This is a genomic window from Companilactobacillus hulinensis (assembly GCF_003946555.1).
Lineage (GTDB): Bacteria > Bacillota > Bacilli > Lactobacillales > Lactobacillaceae > Companilactobacillus > Companilactobacillus hulinensis.
Window position 1 is genome coordinate 1 of the sequence record NZ_RHOO01000004.1, and the last position, 15,303, is coordinate 15,303.

13 protein-coding genes, 1 CRISPR repeat array and 1 riboswitch are annotated in these 15,303 nt (G+C 33.7%); of the genes, 1 reads left to right on the forward strand and 12 read right to left on the reverse strand.

Annotated elements, in window-relative coordinates:
* Positions 1–323: 323 nt before the first annotated feature.
* Positions 324–569, forward strand: coding sequence for a hypothetical protein (locus EKM66_RS03275; RefSeq protein WP_125761673.1), 246 nt, complete (start codon positions 324–326; stop codon positions 567–569).
* A 362-nt stretch (positions 570–931) separates the two neighbouring features.
* Positions 932–3,015: direct repeats of the CRISPR family, unit length 36 nt; unit sequence GTTTTATCATTGCTAAATCTTTAAGAGTACAGAAAC.
* Between the two features lie 33 nt (positions 3,016–3,048).
* On the opposite strand, the gene csn2-St is transcribed toward EKM66_RS03275, so the two are convergent.
* The 12 genes from csn2-St to EKM66_RS03335 form a co-directional block, all read right to left on the reverse strand.
* Positions 3,049–4,071: a CRISPR-associated protein Csn2-St gene (gene csn2-St, locus EKM66_RS03280; protein WP_125761675.1), complete on the reverse strand. Its 1,023-nt coding sequence runs from the start codon at positions 4,069–4,071 to the stop codon at positions 3,049–3,051.
* A complete protein-coding gene (cas2, locus tag EKM66_RS03285) occupies positions 4,068–4,376 on the reverse strand; it encodes a CRISPR-associated endonuclease Cas2 (protein ID WP_125761976.1) in 309 nt (102 codons plus the stop codon). Before cas2 ends, csn2-St begins: the two co-directional genes overlap by 4 nt.
* Before the next feature lie 11 nt (positions 4,377–4,387).
* Complete coding sequence (gene cas1, locus EKM66_RS03290; RefSeq protein ID WP_125761677.1) at positions 4,388–5,296, reverse strand: type II CRISPR-associated endonuclease Cas1; 909 nt, start codon at positions 5,294–5,296, stop codon at positions 4,388–4,390.
* Between the two features lie 169 nt (positions 5,297–5,465).
* Complete coding sequence (gene cas9 / locus EKM66_RS03295; RefSeq protein ID WP_125761679.1) at positions 5,466–8,855, reverse strand: type II CRISPR RNA-guided endonuclease Cas9; 3,390 nt, start codon at positions 8,853–8,855, stop codon at positions 5,466–5,468.
* A 170-nt stretch (positions 8,856–9,025) separates the two neighbouring features.
* Positions 9,026–10,018: a tRNA (adenosine(37)-N6)-threonylcarbamoyltransferase complex transferase subunit TsaD gene (gene tsaD, locus EKM66_RS03300; protein WP_164505031.1), complete on the reverse strand. Its 993-nt coding sequence runs from the start codon at positions 10,016–10,018 to the stop codon at positions 9,026–9,028.
* 33 nt (positions 10,019–10,051) lie between these two features.
* Positions 10,052–10,588 carry a ribosomal protein S18-alanine N-acetyltransferase gene (gene rimI, locus EKM66_RS03305; RefSeq protein ID WP_164505028.1) on the reverse strand — a complete coding sequence of 179 codons (537 nt, stop codon included), beginning with the start codon at positions 10,586–10,588 and terminating at the stop codon, positions 10,052–10,054.
* Positions 10,572–11,294 carry a tRNA (adenosine(37)-N6)-threonylcarbamoyltransferase complex dimerization subunit type 1 TsaB gene (gene tsaB, locus EKM66_RS03310; RefSeq protein ID WP_125761683.1) on the reverse strand — a complete coding sequence of 241 codons (723 nt, stop codon included), beginning with the start codon at positions 11,292–11,294 and terminating at the stop codon, positions 10,572–10,574. The genes rimI and tsaB overlap by 17 nt, the downstream gene beginning before the upstream one ends.
* Before the next feature lie 268 nt (positions 11,295–11,562).
* Positions 11,563–12,087, reverse strand: coding sequence for a folate family ECF transporter S component (locus tag EKM66_RS03315; RefSeq protein ID WP_125761685.1), 525 nt, complete (start codon positions 12,085–12,087; stop codon positions 11,563–11,565).
* Positions 12,088–12,156: 69 nt separating this feature from the next.
* A riboswitch (THF riboswitch) is annotated at positions 12,157–12,253 on the reverse strand.
* Positions 12,254–12,359: 106 nt separating this feature from the next.
* Complete coding sequence (locus tag EKM66_RS03320; protein ID WP_225426549.1) at positions 12,360–13,097, reverse strand: acyl-[acyl-carrier-protein] thioesterase; 738 nt, start codon at positions 13,095–13,097, stop codon at positions 12,360–12,362.
* 1 nt (position 13,098) lies between these two features.
* Positions 13,099–13,971 (reverse strand): 16S rRNA (cytidine(1402)-2'-O)-methyltransferase, encoded by an 873-nt coding sequence (gene rsmI / locus EKM66_RS03325; RefSeq protein WP_125761689.1) that lies wholly within the window; start codon positions 13,969–13,971, stop codon positions 13,099–13,101.
* 13 nt (positions 13,972–13,984) lie between these two features.
* Entirely contained in the window at positions 13,985–14,338 is a 354-nt protein-coding gene (locus EKM66_RS03330) for an initiation control protein YabA (protein WP_125761691.1), read from the reverse strand.
* Positions 14,339–14,349: 11 nt separating this feature from the next.
* On the reverse strand, positions 14,350–15,303 hold the full coding sequence (locus EKM66_RS03335) for a DNA polymerase III subunit delta' (RefSeq protein WP_125761693.1): 954 nt from the start codon (positions 15,301–15,303) through the stop codon (positions 14,350–14,352).

The window sequence follows — 15,303 nt, forward strand, 5'->3', positions numbered from 1 at the left end:
TGGCACCACGGTGATACTGTGTTAAAGTAGATATGCTCATAGTAAATGTCTTCTTTCATGGTCTGTTTAGTCACTACCATTGTAAAACATTTACTATGGGTATTTTTTTTTGATTAGGTGTTCGGATTAATTTTACAATTCACGATATAGAAAAAGCCACTTTGATTTTCCCTTTTTGGAAGAGTCAAAGTGGCTTTTATATTCCACAAAATATTATTTAAAAAATATAAAATATTAAATGTAAAAATTGGAGCATACCAATTGTTATATAAGCGCTATTCATATAATATTACTAATAAGTTATATTGATATGGAGAATTGAAATGGGAAAATTCATACACGCTCTGATTGATTGGACATCGACTTTTGGTTTAATTATATTGATACTCATTGGTATTGTAGCGGCATTCCTTGGTATATTTATAATAATAGCTGGTTTGATTTCCATACCATTTGGTGGAGATTACTTAGCTGGACTAGCTGGAGCATTTTTGTTGTTGATAATTACTCCTGTTGGCTGGTTTATATTATGGTTGTTCTTTATGATATTTTTGAATATTTTTAAATAAAAAACTATCAACCTATTAAGAATTGATAGAAAAAACCACTTTGATTTTCCTATTTTTAGGATCAAAGTGGTTTTTTATCATTGCTAAATCTTCAAGAGTACAGAAACATACTAAATCTCTTAGCATACTAAAGCTTTGTTTCTATCATTGCTAAATCTTCAAGAGTACAGAAACACACACCCACAAATACAACATTAGCATTTATAAAATCATTAATTTATATGTTCCTTACGTTATTTTAGCATGATACAAATTCACTTACGACTACTTTTCAAACTTAACATTATCATTTATTAATAAACAACAATTAATATTGTTAAATCTGTTAGAATACAGAAACTTGAAATACCAGATGATAATTACATTGATCATTGCTAAATCTTTAAGAGTACAGAAACATAATGATAAGTTTGATAGAAACGTTTTAGGTTTTATCATTGCTAAATCTTTAAGAGTACAGAAACTATTAAAGTATTGGAGGCTTGAAATGAATGGTTTTATCATTGCTAAATCTTTAAGAGTACAGAAACCTAGGAATCCATTTAGCGTTGTAGATATCGGTTTTATCATTGCTAAATCTTTAAGAGTACAGAAACCCGGTGTGGATAATCCATTACGCTGCCATTGTTTTATCATTGCTAAATCTTTAAGAGTACAGAAACTATTGCTTGTAATTGCTGTAACGATGAAGGGTTTTATCATTGCTAAATCTTTAAGAGTACAGAAACATTATTACCCTGTTACTGTAAGGGGAAGTGGTTTTATCATTGCTAAATCTTTAAGAGTACAGAAACCCGGTGTGGATAATCCATTACGCTGCCATTGTTTTATCATTGCTAAATCTTTAAGAGTACAGAAACAAATTTTACAGAACAAAATGGAGCTCTATCGTTTTATCATTGCTAAATCTTTAAGAGAACAGAAACGGAACATATGGATTGATTTGTACTTGCTTCGTTTTATCATTGCTAAATCTTTAAGAGTACAGAAACCAGAACTCATGCGTCACTAACTCACTTGCTGTTTTATCATTGCTAAATCTTTAAGAGTACAGAAACAATATCTTCAGGAAACAAATAAGGTTATATGTTTTATCATTGCTAAATCTTTAAGAGTACAGAAACACATGGACGGCCAAACGTTTAACCAGTACTGTTTTATCATTGCTAAATCTTTAAGAGTACAGAAACGACTATGCGTTGGCACTAAGGCCATTCTCAGTTTTATCATTGCTAAATCTTTAAGAGTACAGAAACAAAGCAATATGGCGAGCCGGCAGATAATTCAGTTTTATCATTGCTAAATCTTTAAGAGTACAGAAACCTCCTTGCATAATTACATCCCTCTCAATAAGTTTTATCATTGCTAAATCTTTAAGAGTACAGAAACCTCCTTGCATAATTACATCCCTCTCAATAAGTTTTATCATTGCTAAATCTTTAAGAGTACAGAAACCTCCTTGCATAATTACATCCCTCTCAATAAGTTTTATCATTGCTAAATCTTTAAGAGTACAGAAACCTCCTTGCATAATTACATCCCTCTCAATAAGTTTTATCATTGCTAAATCTTTAAGAGTACAGAAACACAAGATGTTAGCTTTTCCAATAATGTTACAGTTTTATCATTGCTAAATCTTTAAGAGTACAGAAACGCCCACCCTCCATAGCCCAGATAGATGACGGTTTTATCATTGCTAAATCTTTAAGAGTACAGAAACTTATCACTACAAATTAAGATACATAGACAAGTTTTATCATTGCTAAATCTTTAAGAGTACAGAAACAATGCTGGATTTGCAGAATGGCTTTTTGCCGTTTTATCATTGCTAAATCTTTAAGAGTACAGAAACTTGAATCTATTTCAGGCTGACCAGCAGCTTGTTTTATCATTGCTAAATCTTTAAGAGTACAGAAACTGGAGCAATCAATTGTTGATGGAGATGGTGGTTTTATCATTGCTAAATCTTTAAGAGTACAGAAACAGTTAGGTGCACCAGTAGTTAAATTATTTAGTTTTATCATTGCTAAATCTTTAAGAGTACAGAAACGGTAACAATATCGGATAATCACCTTTCATAGTTTTATCATTGCTAAATCTTTAAGAGTACAGAAACCGTTAGAACTTTCTTGTCTTCTTCATCCACGTTTTATCATTGCTAAATCTTTAAGAGTACAGAAACGTCTTCTCTAGCTCTTATCTGCTCATCTCTGTTTTATCATTGCTAAATCTTTAAGAGTACAGAAACGTCCAACACCGGTAGAAATTTTGCTGTCGAGTTTTATCATTGCTAAATCTTTAAGAGTACAGAAACCCATTCTGTTTAAATGTGTTCCAGTATTCTGTTTTATCATTGCTAAATCTTTAAGAGTACAGAAACGGTTTGCAACTTATGAATATCACGGAATTAGTTTTATCATTGCTAAATCTTTAAGAGTACAGAAACCTCAAATTCAAAAATTACAGTTCACGTCAAAACCTAATTGCTTAAAAATTCGGCTTCTGCACTACTTAGTATTTGATCATCTAAACAATATGACGTCTCATAGTTTAAAATCTCATTTACCACTTTCAATAATACCAAATTTTTACTAGAAAGGTTTATATTTTCATCACTACCTATAAAAGGAGAAATTCTTTTTACTGAATCTACAAATTTATCACTATCGACTTTTAATTCATTGGGGTACCTCATCCTAACAGATTTAACTAGTTCATCGTATGGTAGCAATTGCTCGAATTCCTTATTAGCAATTACTATCCCGCCGACTTCAGTTTGATCTAATGGGACATTCATCAAACTATTACCAATAAAAATAACTTTAAGATCATAATCATCCATTATTCTTTTCAACGATTTAATGAAATTAAACTGATTATGTACTGACACTATGCCATCAAGATTATATAATACTACCCAAACCGGATTGCCATTATCTTTCAATTTGAACTCCAAAAAGTTTAAGAATTCATCTAGTAAACTATCTGTATCCATGAATTCTAATGGATACGCCAACTTATCATCTTCATAACTCAACAACAAACTATTTTTTAACATTTCAAGATAATTAGTATCATCAATGTTTATTTTTAAATTATTTGATAGTTTTTGCATATAATTCTGAATTTCAATTTCTAATTTCAAATTACCTTCATTGATTTGGTCAATAATACGGGAAATCTCCGTATCATCAATCAAAGAATTCAAAACATCAAAAAGTAAACTTCCCTTTTTATATAACATCTGATTGTATATACTTTCTCTATCATGAATAAAAAACACGGTATTATTCTTCTCAGACAATTTACTATCATTCAATGAGATCTCAATATCGTTATCTCCATAAACATTTGATGTTAAAGTAGGGCTCTTATTAAAATAATAATATATACTGCGAAATACCTCCCATAACTTTTTTTGATTATTGCCAACGACGTAAAGTCTATCTTCAAAGTCAACATCTAAGAAATTTTGGTTTTCTAATTCTATCTTTAGAATCATATGATCACCAAGTCCTTGTTTCCAATAATAGTTTCTTGTTTACTCCGATGACCAACTAATATTTTCATGTCGTTATACTGTTTTTCACTAACTGCTATTAATCTCACCTCTCCGTGCTCAGGTAAAAACTCACTCAATGCGCTAATGTATTTTTTACCCGCAGATCGATTCTGTATGGCACGGCAGTACACAGAATACTGAACTTTAGAGAAGCCATTTATTTTTAATGATTTTCTAAAAGTTCGATATTGCCTTTTTTCATTAGACGTATCCATTGGTAAATCAAACATACACATTAATCTCATATTTTGATATTTCAACTTTCTTCACCTATAAAGTTATTAAGCTCAATTTTTAAAATAGAATCTGGATCATCATTATCCATAGAAGAAATAAAACTTGAAACAAATTCCTGCATAGAATTATCTATTGTCATTTTTTTATCATCAATTGTTATCTTTTCATGCATAAAACTTAAAATACTTTGTCTTGATTCATAACTTAAATAATCCTTGTCGCCCAATACATATTTATTTATCCAGAAGTCCATTAGTGGTCGATATGGTTCCATCAGATCATCAGCCAGATTATAGCTATTGAACTCATTTCGATGAAATATCCCCAACATCGTTATCAATCCGCTACCTACAACAACCCTGGCCATACATGATCTAATAATCGCATAACCAAAGTTCATCGCAGCATTAGTCAAACAATCTTCATCCCTTGTAAAGGATTTTCCATAAAGTGAATCGAAATACACTTTTGCCACGTGGCCTTCACGATTAGTTTTGTCTCCCACTGTCAAATTACTAACTAAATCTTCCATTAATTCTAATCGCTCCTGCTCAACACCGGCATATCTAGCAAAAGAAATTTGATTATCCATTTTCTGCCTTATTACTCGTTTCCAAATCTCAGCTTTTTGATTGTCAGTCCAATTTCCCTGATTAATAACCCTTTTTGCATTATGATGATATTGCCCATATGGTAAATACATCCCCACTGGCAAATACTTATCATCACAAATCACTAAACCAATATTATGCTGACTTAAACTGGATAACAATTTGGTAGTTACCGTAGTCCGATTACCTTCCAATACAATCATAGAAATATCAGAAAGTGGAATATGCAACTTGTTTTCCATTTTGATAATCTCAATATTATCAAGACGCAATCTTAGAATATCGCCTTCCTTAATATGTACAATTCTCCACGCCATAAGCATAATCCTCCAAATTTTATATAAAAAAAACCGCCCATAGCAATATAGGCGGTAGTTTCGGAATAAATCCTTATTTCTGTAGATCCTTAAAGATTTAGCAATGATAAAACAAAATACATGTATTATAAGGCGTCCCTTACACCACAATAATAACATGTATTTTTGATTAATCAAGTATATCTTTAGGTTCATTTCCTTCTTTTTCAAGATAAAATGTGTTCCCCAGAATATCAGTATTCACTTTCCATACTCTACATTTCTTAGGTATTAATCGTTTAATAAATCTCCCTTTACTTCCTTTACCGTAAATTGACAAAGTTTCCACATTATCAAAGCTATCTATGGGTTTTATTTCAGCATATCCTTTTTGTTTATCCATAGTTCTAGACCAAAACAATACTTCAACATCTTCTTTTGTGTCTATATTTTGAACCTTAATTCTATCTTTTCTGTATAGAGAGAACATAAACTCTGAGTTTTTTGAAACTTTCTCACGACTTTTTATCTCAAGATACTTTTGCTTATTAATTCCGTATAATCCGGTTTTTTGAAATTTTAAATCAGAATACTTTAGACCCATTATTTCATACTCATTAGTGTCATGATTTAAATATACATCCGTACGCCATGGAGATAACGATTGTAATATAACATGCTTATTTTTGGCATTACTAGGTGTTATATCAATCTTAGATCCAACTTTTTGATCTAAGTACTTCAATTGTTTGATTTCTGGTCCATTACCTTTTTTCGAATACTTACGAATCATTCCATGATCACGTCTATACAATTCAAATGGTGAGGCCTTTATTGATTTTACATCCCCATTACTTTGTACCTTATCGACTTTATCAGGATATTTACTCATGATATCTTCTAACTCGTTAAAGCTTTTAGCATCATATTTGTATAATAAAAATTTACCTTTATCTTTATCATATATTTTTTTAAATTTTTCAAATTGACCTGCATCATAAATATTTTTGATTTTAGCCACTACATACTCAGATTCATCTTTATCTTTCGATAACTGCGCCATTCTAGTAGAATACAACGTTGAATCGCTCACTTTACGATTCATTTTTCTATCAACTTGATGAGAAAATTTAACCTTATCATCGGCACTATTCAACGCATCAACGAATCCAGAGTATGGCTCATCGTATGCGACTTTATCAAATTCCTTATCATCTAATATTTCTCCGGTCTCAATATCAACAGTATTTCCTTCAATGCTATCAGGAAACATTGTTGCGCCTTTTTTCCAAAGTTTCAAAAATGGAGTTGCGGCTATTATAGATGCATCAATTGCATGGTGATAAAATGTCTCGCGACTCTTGTAAATATGCCAATGTTTCCTCATGTTTGATGTGAACTTACCACGGATAACTGTTACCTTAGTTTCACTGCCTTTTTCTCTGAAAAATTCTTGTAGATTATTAAGTACTACTCGTGAAGAATATCTAGTATCAACTAAATTTCTAGCAATAAATCGTTTTCTAGTTTCAATATCATTGATATCCTCCATGAATAGATAATTCTTTCTTTTACTTATTAACTTATCATTACTCATCACCATTGCTTTCATAATTTCAAAGCCTTGACCATAACCCATACTCATAAATTCAAGTGGTGTCATTTTGGCTTTTACCAAATTCATATCAGAATAGCAAAGTGTTTTGTTATTAAGGGTATCGTCTAAAGAAACTGATTGGGGAATAATATGATCAATTTCAAACATATCAGGACTATCCAATAAATCTGAAATTTCAATTGTTTTACCACTATATAAATCGATGCCATCTTGTTGGTACCATAACCTTATTTTAAAAAGCAGCTTTGATCCATACATTCTAAGTGCATCATCGATAATGGATTTACTACCGATATCTTCAGTTGCAGCAATTAACGCATCATCTTTTTCTACCTTATTTTTTTTCTGGAAATCTTCAATTTCTTTTTTTGCTTCCTTTTCGTTGTCGTCTCTCGGCATCTCTATAACTACACAATTAATTGATCCGTATTTCTTTAAAACTGCATTCACAATTCTTAAAGCTTCTGATACGGACTTAGAAACAACTGGGTTAAAAATGTCATTGGAAATTATTTTGTATGGAATAAATTTATTATTAGCAAATTTTTTGCCATTATCCTTATTCAGACCCATTTCATTGATTAATGTCATTTGTTCAACTGGACGATCAATCATTTCTGGAATCAATAATTGCATTGATTTTACAGATAGACGATGCCACTTATTGTTAGTACTTATATCGAAACTAGATTTATGATCAACTATAAACTGAATTAAATCATCGTCCATAAAGTCATAATTAGCCGCAACATCATCTTTAATTTGTTTCCTAATTTCACCATTCTCAGTGTTCAAAGTTATTATAAAACTCAACTTATCAATAAGCTCATCTGGCCAGACACTTATATCAACACCATCATTTAAAAAGCTTGTGTGTACTTTTCTATAAACAGACATTGAACTTATTTCAGGTTTTCCATCATTATCGGTTCTATATCCTTGTATATCATCATCCGAACATTTTGCAATTTTCTTAATCAACTTGATCATTTGAATTCTTTTAGTTCCTGTTTTTAATTCATCTAAAATTTCATTCTTCTCAGATGTCGTTAGTTTTTGACTTTCATGATTAAGAATTCTAAGATTATTCAGATCATTTAAAACATTGAATTCTTGAGCCGTATAAGATGCAGCGGATGCCCTCAATTCCTCAGGAAATATTTTGTCGTGGCCGATCAACTCTTGAAATAAATTTTTTAATGTCCGACCATCTTCTTTAAATATCCCATAATCTGAACGAGATTTTTCACTACCTGGTCCAACAAAATAATCCCGTTTTCTAGTTAATATCTTAATGTACTGACTTTCAAAATCTTCAGATAAAACTTCCGGATAAAACTCCCTTTGTTTTTCAATTATTTTTTTTGCCTCAACAACAAAACTCTTAGTGGGAAACACATTCAATAATATATTCGAGTTAACGGTGTCTGGATCAATTACTATATTTCCTCGTACTTCACCATATTTATTCAATCTTTCTAATTGAATTTCACCAGGAGTTTTAGTAGTTAATTCCTTAGAATTTTCATTTAAACTTTTTGAATACTCTGTACCTTTGTCTTCTACATCAGAATCTTTCAAATCGTAACTAATCCCACGCCGTTTAACTATGTGATATAACGCTTTAGATAGTTCATCGATTGTTAACTTCTCAGATAATCCCTTAACTCGCAATATATATGGGTTCAACGTATTATTAAAGTTAGAATAGTATTTGCTAGTATGCGCATTAACCAATCCATACTCTTTAAATAGGTGAAACACATCAATTCTGCGTTGTCGCTTGCGTCTAATTAATCTTCTTCCACCTCGTATAGAACGTCTCTCTTCATTTCTAGATGCATCTGCTCCATTAAACAAACGTGCTCCTAATTCAATTATTTCACCGGTATCAATATCAATCACACTGAAGCCTACAGATGATATTCCCATATCTAGACCCAAGCTTATATTTTTATCCATTTGCTTACACACCCACAATCAACATATCATATGTATACTTATAAATTTGTTCATCCACAATATAGCACAGCGCTTTCATTCTGTCAGTATAAAAATAATAATAATTCAAAAAGAGCTAATATTCCGAATAAAAATCTCAGAATATTAGCTCTTTTATGTATCAATATAACCTAAAAATCCAAACTAGGATCAGAGTTCAAATCCAAATCAGCGAAGTCACCCTTCTCGAATTGAATCTGAGCAATGGCACCAATCATTGCGGCATTATCACCACAGAGTCTCAATGGTGGGAAAATCAATTCCATATCCAAGTTACGTTTTTCAATATCATCTTTTAATCGTTTGCGAAGTCCTTGATTGGCAGCAACCCCACCAGCAACAACCAATTGCTTAACTGGGTGTTGTTCTAAGGCACGGAACGTCTTGTTACTCAAGATATCCAACACTGCACCTTGGAAACTAGCTGCCAAATCATCTTTGTTCAAATCTTCATGTACTTGATCAGCATGGTGAACGCGATTTATGAAGGCACTCTTCAAACCACTGAAACTGAAGTCCAAATTGTCTTCTTGCACCATAGCACGTGGGAAGTCAAAGACATCATTACCAACTGCGGCCATTTGGTCAACTTTTTTACCAGCTGGATAATTGATTCCTAGCACACGGCCAATCTTGTCATAAGCTTCACCGACTGCATCGTCACGTGTATCACCTAATGTATGGAATTCACCTGGAGCCGTGACCAATACTAATTCAGTATGTCCACCAGATACTAACAATGCCATGAATGGGTATTGCAGATCTGAAACAAAGTTAGCTGAATAAATGTGTCCTGCCAAATGATTAACTTTTATCAATGGCAAATTATGCGCAAAAGCAACTGTCTTAGCGGCCATGATACCAATCAACAATGAACCAACTAATCCTGGTCCATAAGTAACGGCAACGGCATCTAAGTCATCATAAGTTACCTTAGCTTCGTCCATTGCTAGTTCAATGCAACGAGTGATCTCCTCAACATGATGACGACTGGCAACTTCTGGAACAACTCCACCGAATCGTTGGTGACTCTTGATTTGTGTCGCAATTATATTCGACAATATTTCCTTACCATTCTTAATAACAGCCACACTTGTCTCATCACAGCTGCTTTCGAATGACATGATCAATGTATCTTTTTTCAAAATTTTCTCCACCTATAGATCCACCACCATCTCTAATGCGTCATGATGATTTCTAAAATAATACTTTTCATGAATAGTTCTTGTTTTAAAACCAAATGCTCTGTACAGGCTGATTGCTGATTCATTCTCAATATCAGCCTCCAATGAAAGACTAGAAAACTCATATCTGCGGCAATAGTCAAAGACTTGATTGAGGAAAAGATGTCCAATTCCCAAATGTTGCAATTCGGGAAGAACAGCCACGTTAGTAATATGAGCTTCATTTTTATTTTTCAAAGACACTCCAATAAATGCCACACAAACTGAATTTTCAATCAGTGACAAATACAAGGCATTTTTATTTCTCAATTCCATACTGACAATATCCAACGGCCAAGGTACTGGCTTAGAATAGACCTTTTCTTGAATATCCATGAAGTCCTTAGTATCTTTCATTTCGGATTTGCGTAGTATGAATTGTCTACCATCAATACTAACCGACTGCTTTTCAAAAGAAAACTTTTCCACATGTCCCGTTGGCCAAAGTGTTTGTTTAAACTTCCTCAACATAGGAAATATTTCCATCGTCCTTATTACCTTTTTCGTACCAATCGTGTTCAGCTTGAGTCAAGCGCAAATATGTTGGTACGAAACTATCAATATCTTTAACTGGTTCTTTATGTTCAGCCAACTTTGCCAACTTCGTTGCATCTGGCAAACTATCTTCACTGGACATGATTTTTACATTAGGAAACTTTTCTCTGATCAAATCGGTTAATTTTTGAGTGGCATTAATGAATTCTAGTTTATCTTCATCATATGTTTTAAGAAGATCCAACAATTTTGCCATAGTAGTGTGATGGTCTTCAACAATATTGACTATCTCGTCTTGCTTATTTAAGTAAACGCCAGCAAAGGCATTATTATTTCTTGCATCCATCAAGGGTACACACATCATACCCTCATCCCCATCGGCAGCAAGCAACTCAAGACTTGAAACACCCACAAGTGGTTTGTTCAAGGTGAATGCCAAAGTCTTAGCAACAGTAACAGCAATACGAACGCCTGTATATGAACCAGGACCATCAGCGACAGCAATCATGTCAATATCCTCAACTGACATGCCACCTTCGTGCAAGGCTTGTTGAATATCTGGCAACAAAGTAACACTGTGAGTCTTCAGTTCAGTAGATTCTATATGTGCCAAAGTCTTGCCGTTTTCTACTAGGGCAACGCTTAAAGGCTTGTTAGATGTATCAAAAGCTAAAATTTTCATATAATCCCCTCAATCTTAATAGGAATATTTTACCACATAATAAAATTTGTAGAGAGTGTAAGAAGTCTGGGAGATTTTGAGCACTGCCTAGAATAATTAAGGCAACACGAAGTGATGCTTTTGTTATTCGTAGCAGGCGCAGAAATCTGACTTCTGGAACTCGTTTTGAATGGAGAGTGTAAGAAGTCTGGAAGATTTCCGTAGCTCACTTTGAATAGAAAGTACAAGAATTCGGGAATTCATTTCAAAAATAAAAAAAAATCGACCACTAACGGCCGATTCTGTTAAATCTCGAATTACTGATCCATTTAAGGACAATATATAACAATCCTGTCTGATAAACCAAACTAAATGCTTCCTTCAATAATCTAGGAATCAACAATGTCATATATGGCAAGTTGGTTATCATTTGAATCCACAAGGTGTTCAACAATGTATTAACAATCACTGTGATTAATAATACTGTTAAGAACACTCTCCAAACTGTTACCTTATGGTTGTATAACATGAAACCATAGATAAGTCCTGCTACAAGAGCTGAAAAAGTGAAGCCCCAGAAAAATCCGGTTGATGCTGGCATCACTACGTTACTGATAATATCAGCGATCACATTAGCGATTGCTGCCTTATAAGGTCCGAAGTAATATCCCATTAGTCCTATTGCGATGAAGCTGAATCCAACCTTCAAGGTATTGCTACCTATCGACATTTTGCTCAACACCATCTGCATTGCAATTAATAACGCCATCCATGTAAGTTCATGGACACTAATAATACGACTTTTCGTATTCATTCTCGACATCTCCTTGTAGGAGCTGCCACAGCATATAACTAGAGGCTAACGAATTAACTAACTATATAAAGTGACGAATGCGGAAACAAAATCGCAAGCAATAGCTCTTCGTCCGGTGTTCACATTCCGTTCCGCCGGCACTTTACGCTTTGTTTCCTACCCCAAAAATATTTTACTTGAACATATTACCACAAATTTATAGCGATACCTATAGATTTATCTTATAACCTTTTTCATATATAAGTTATATCTAATGTCATAATTTACTATAATTATTTTTCTTCCCAAGTAATTTGTGCAACAGCATTTAATTCACCGTCACTCTTGATCCAGTGAGTCGTTACCAAGTTATCCTCATCGATTGAAGCATATACTTTCGGCTCACTTTCAATGTTCAATTCCTTATCATACTTGATATCCATACTCTTAGCACGATGCTTTTCGACGAAGTCGATACCCAATGAATCGACCATCCAATCGAAGTAATAAGAGTTATTAACATGACGATTAACATCAATATTGTAATATCCAATATGTTGCGACTTCTTAATATCAAATTCCTTAGGTTCACGTAATCTAGCAAATCTCTTAATGTGAGTAATTTCTTCAGCACCGAATACATCAGTCAACTGCTCAGCTGCACTGACCATCTTCCGTTTATTCACATCGATAATAACAAAAGCACTGGTCAAGTCGACCATACGATTGCCATCTAAGTCATCGATCCAAAAATCACGGTAAAAAAAGTACTTATTATAACTAGTTGCACGTGTGCTGACCTTGAGTTTTTGACCCAATGTCGGCATTCTTTTGATGTCCATATGATATTGAACAACCACCCAGCCCAATCCTCGTTGAACCATTTCTGAACTGTCAGAATCAGACTCATGAAGCTGTTTTTCTGATATCAACAACATTGCATCGACTAACGATGAAAGACGCATGTCGCCTGTTAAATTAGCGAAATAAAATGGAAATTCTATTTCTTGTGAATAAATTTGTTCTGCCACTTTATTCTTCCTTCCCAATTCCATGGTATAAGTTATACACAATTTGCTTACGCAAATCATTTTGACTGGCTACTTCTTTGATAGCCTTATTTGGTTTTTCACCAGATTGGATCAACAAGTCAATTGAATTGATGATCTCAGAATCTGACATTTCATCGACCTCTTCAGCAGTCTTTCCTGACAAAATCAATACGTATTCACCTTTAGGATCATGCTCTTGATAATATTCGATAACCTGATCAATTGTGCCACGCAAGAATGCCTCATGAATCTTAGTTAATTCTCGAGCTAAGGTAATTCTACGATCACCGCCGAAGTACTCTCTCAAATCCTCAACAGTTTTAACAACACGATATGGTGATTCGTAAATAATTGAAGTCTCGTAACGCTTAGATAAATCGCCCAGAGCTTCAGTACGCTCCTTACCTTTACGTGGTAAGAATCCATAGAAGTAAAATGGCTGTGGCTCAATCCCTGAAGCAATCAAAGCAGTGGTTGATGCACTTGCACCTGGCAGTGGAACAACTGCGATGTCTGCCTCAATTGCAGCCTTAACAAGCTCTTTACCAGGGTCACTGATAGAGGGCGTACCGGCATCACTCACTTGAGCAATATTCATCCCCGAATTCATCTTCTCAATCAATTCCGGAATACGCTGAGCTGTATTATGCTCGTGAAAACTGATCAGATCAGTTGTTACTTCAAAATGATTCAATAAATTCTTAGTATTTCTAGTATCTTCAGCTGCGACTAAATCTGCATCCTGCAAAATTTTGACAGCTCGAAAGGTCATGTCGTCTAAGTTACCAATCGGTGTTGGCACTAAAAAAAGGCAGCCCTTCGAATTATTAACAAAACTCCTTTGTTCATTCATTCAAAATGCTCCCTTACTTATTTTTATTTGGTTTACTATGATTTCCATAAATCACGCCGAGACAGAAAACACATTCCTCGTTTTCTTTACGGTGAGAACCATAAAATTGTTGGCACACGTGAAAGCCTTTGTGATACAGCTTTTCTAGATTCAAGCGTGAAGTAGGCAATTCACTTTCATTGAAACTTTTATCTTCATAACCAAGTTTTTCCAACTGTTTACGAAGATTATGATTCTCCATCTTGAGTTCTTCTTTTTCCTCTAAGTCTTTCGATAACTGTTCTTTTAGTGAGTCAATTTGACCACTCAAGTCACCTAGTTGATTAGAAATAGATTCAAACTCGTCATACAGATCCTTTTCTGCCATTGTTTCACCTACTAACCCACAAATTTTAATGACAAATCCTCTAAAATAGCTTGAAATGCAACATTACTTTTCCACATCTCTTCAGCTTTAAATAATTCATCCGAGAAACTAACTATTTGTTGAATACTCTTATTTGAAAGAACATCTTCTTTAATAAGAAGCGATTTATTTACATTGTACCTAATTGATAATATATCACTAAATATCTGATTCAACATGTCAAAAACCAAATGTTGATGATCTTTATTATCCACTAATGGCATTATATCAGTCTGAACATCTATAAAACTATTTATTTTATTTTGATTGCATTCTTTCATCCATCCAGATAACGCAACAGATAACTGTTTATAGCTTTCACCAGTTGTCGCCTGCAAAAATTTGATATCTGATATCTTCAAGGCAGTCTCTGCCTGCTCGGTCTTGAATCCAATCTCTACCAGACTAGAAACTTCATCATCATTACTCTTATTGGATAAATGAAAAATCTGCACACGTGATCTAATAGTCTGCAATAATTGTTTAGCTGAGTCCGCCAAAAAGATAATTAACAGATTACCCTCTGGTTCCTCAATCGTCTTCAACAGGTTATTGCTGGCCGCATTAGTCATCTTCTCAGCTTCATCGATAATCAGGATTCTACGCTTACCCTGCGTAGCCGTCATGTTTACCTCTTTTTTAAAGTACTTAATATCGTCAACACCGATACTCTGCTTGTCGGTTTTAATCTCAAGTACATCAGGATTATCACCCATCGCAATAGTTTTACAACGCTGGCAAGTTTGGTCTGGCATTCCATTTTGCAAATTATCACAAAATTGTGTTTGAGCCAACCAAATAGCTACTTGCTGACGAATTTTAGAAGAAGCACTATCGATCAAATAGGCATGTGACAGCATATTTGAATTGATAATTTTTTGAAATTCCTGAATTACACGTGGTTGCTCTTCTAATATACTTTCCAT

What these genes read in the sequence shown, in the direction of transcription:
- tsaB (WP_125761683.1), bottom strand. Translation starts at nt 11,294, where the DNA reads ATGAAAATTTTAGCTTTTGATACATCTAACAAGCCTTTAAGCGTTGCC.
- rimI (WP_164505028.1), bottom strand. Translation starts at nt 10,588, where the DNA reads ATGTTGAGGAAGTTTAAACAAACACTTTGGCCAACGGGACATGTGGAA.
- cas2 (WP_125761976.1), bottom strand. Translation starts at nt 4,376, where the DNA reads ATGAGATTAATGTGTATGTTTGATTTACCAATGGATACGTCTAATGAA.
- EKM66_RS03275 (WP_125761673.1), top strand. Translation starts at nt 324, where the DNA reads ATGGGAAAATTCATACACGCTCTGATTGATTGGACATCGACTTTTGGT.
- tsaD (WP_164505031.1), bottom strand. Translation starts at nt 10,018, where the DNA reads ATGTCATTCGAAAGCAGCTGTGATGAGACAAGTGTGGCTGTTATTAAG.
- cas9 (WP_125761679.1), bottom strand. Translation starts at nt 8,855, where the DNA reads ATGGATAAAAATATAAGCTTGGGTCTAGATATGGGAATATCATCTGTA.
- EKM66_RS03335 (WP_125761693.1), bottom strand. Translation starts at nt 15,303, where the DNA reads ATGGAAAGTATATTAGAAGAGCAACCACGTGTAATTCAGGAATTTCAA.
- csn2-St (WP_125761675.1), bottom strand. Translation starts at nt 4,071, where the DNA reads ATGATTCTAAAGATAGAATTAGAAAACCAAAATTTCTTAGATGTTGAC.
- EKM66_RS03315 (WP_125761685.1), bottom strand. Translation starts at nt 12,087, where the DNA reads ATGAATACGAAAAGTCGTATTATTAGTGTCCATGAACTTACATGGATG.
- rsmI (WP_125761689.1), bottom strand. Translation starts at nt 13,971, where the DNA reads ATGAATGAACAAAGGAGTTTTGTTAATAATTCGAAGGGCTGCCTTTTT.
- EKM66_RS03330 (WP_125761691.1), bottom strand. Translation starts at nt 14,338, where the DNA reads ATGGCAGAAAAGGATCTGTATGACGAGTTTGAATCTATTTCTAATCAA.
- cas1 (WP_125761677.1), bottom strand. Translation starts at nt 5,296, where the DNA reads ATGGCGTGGAGAATTGTACATATTAAGGAAGGCGATATTCTAAGATTG.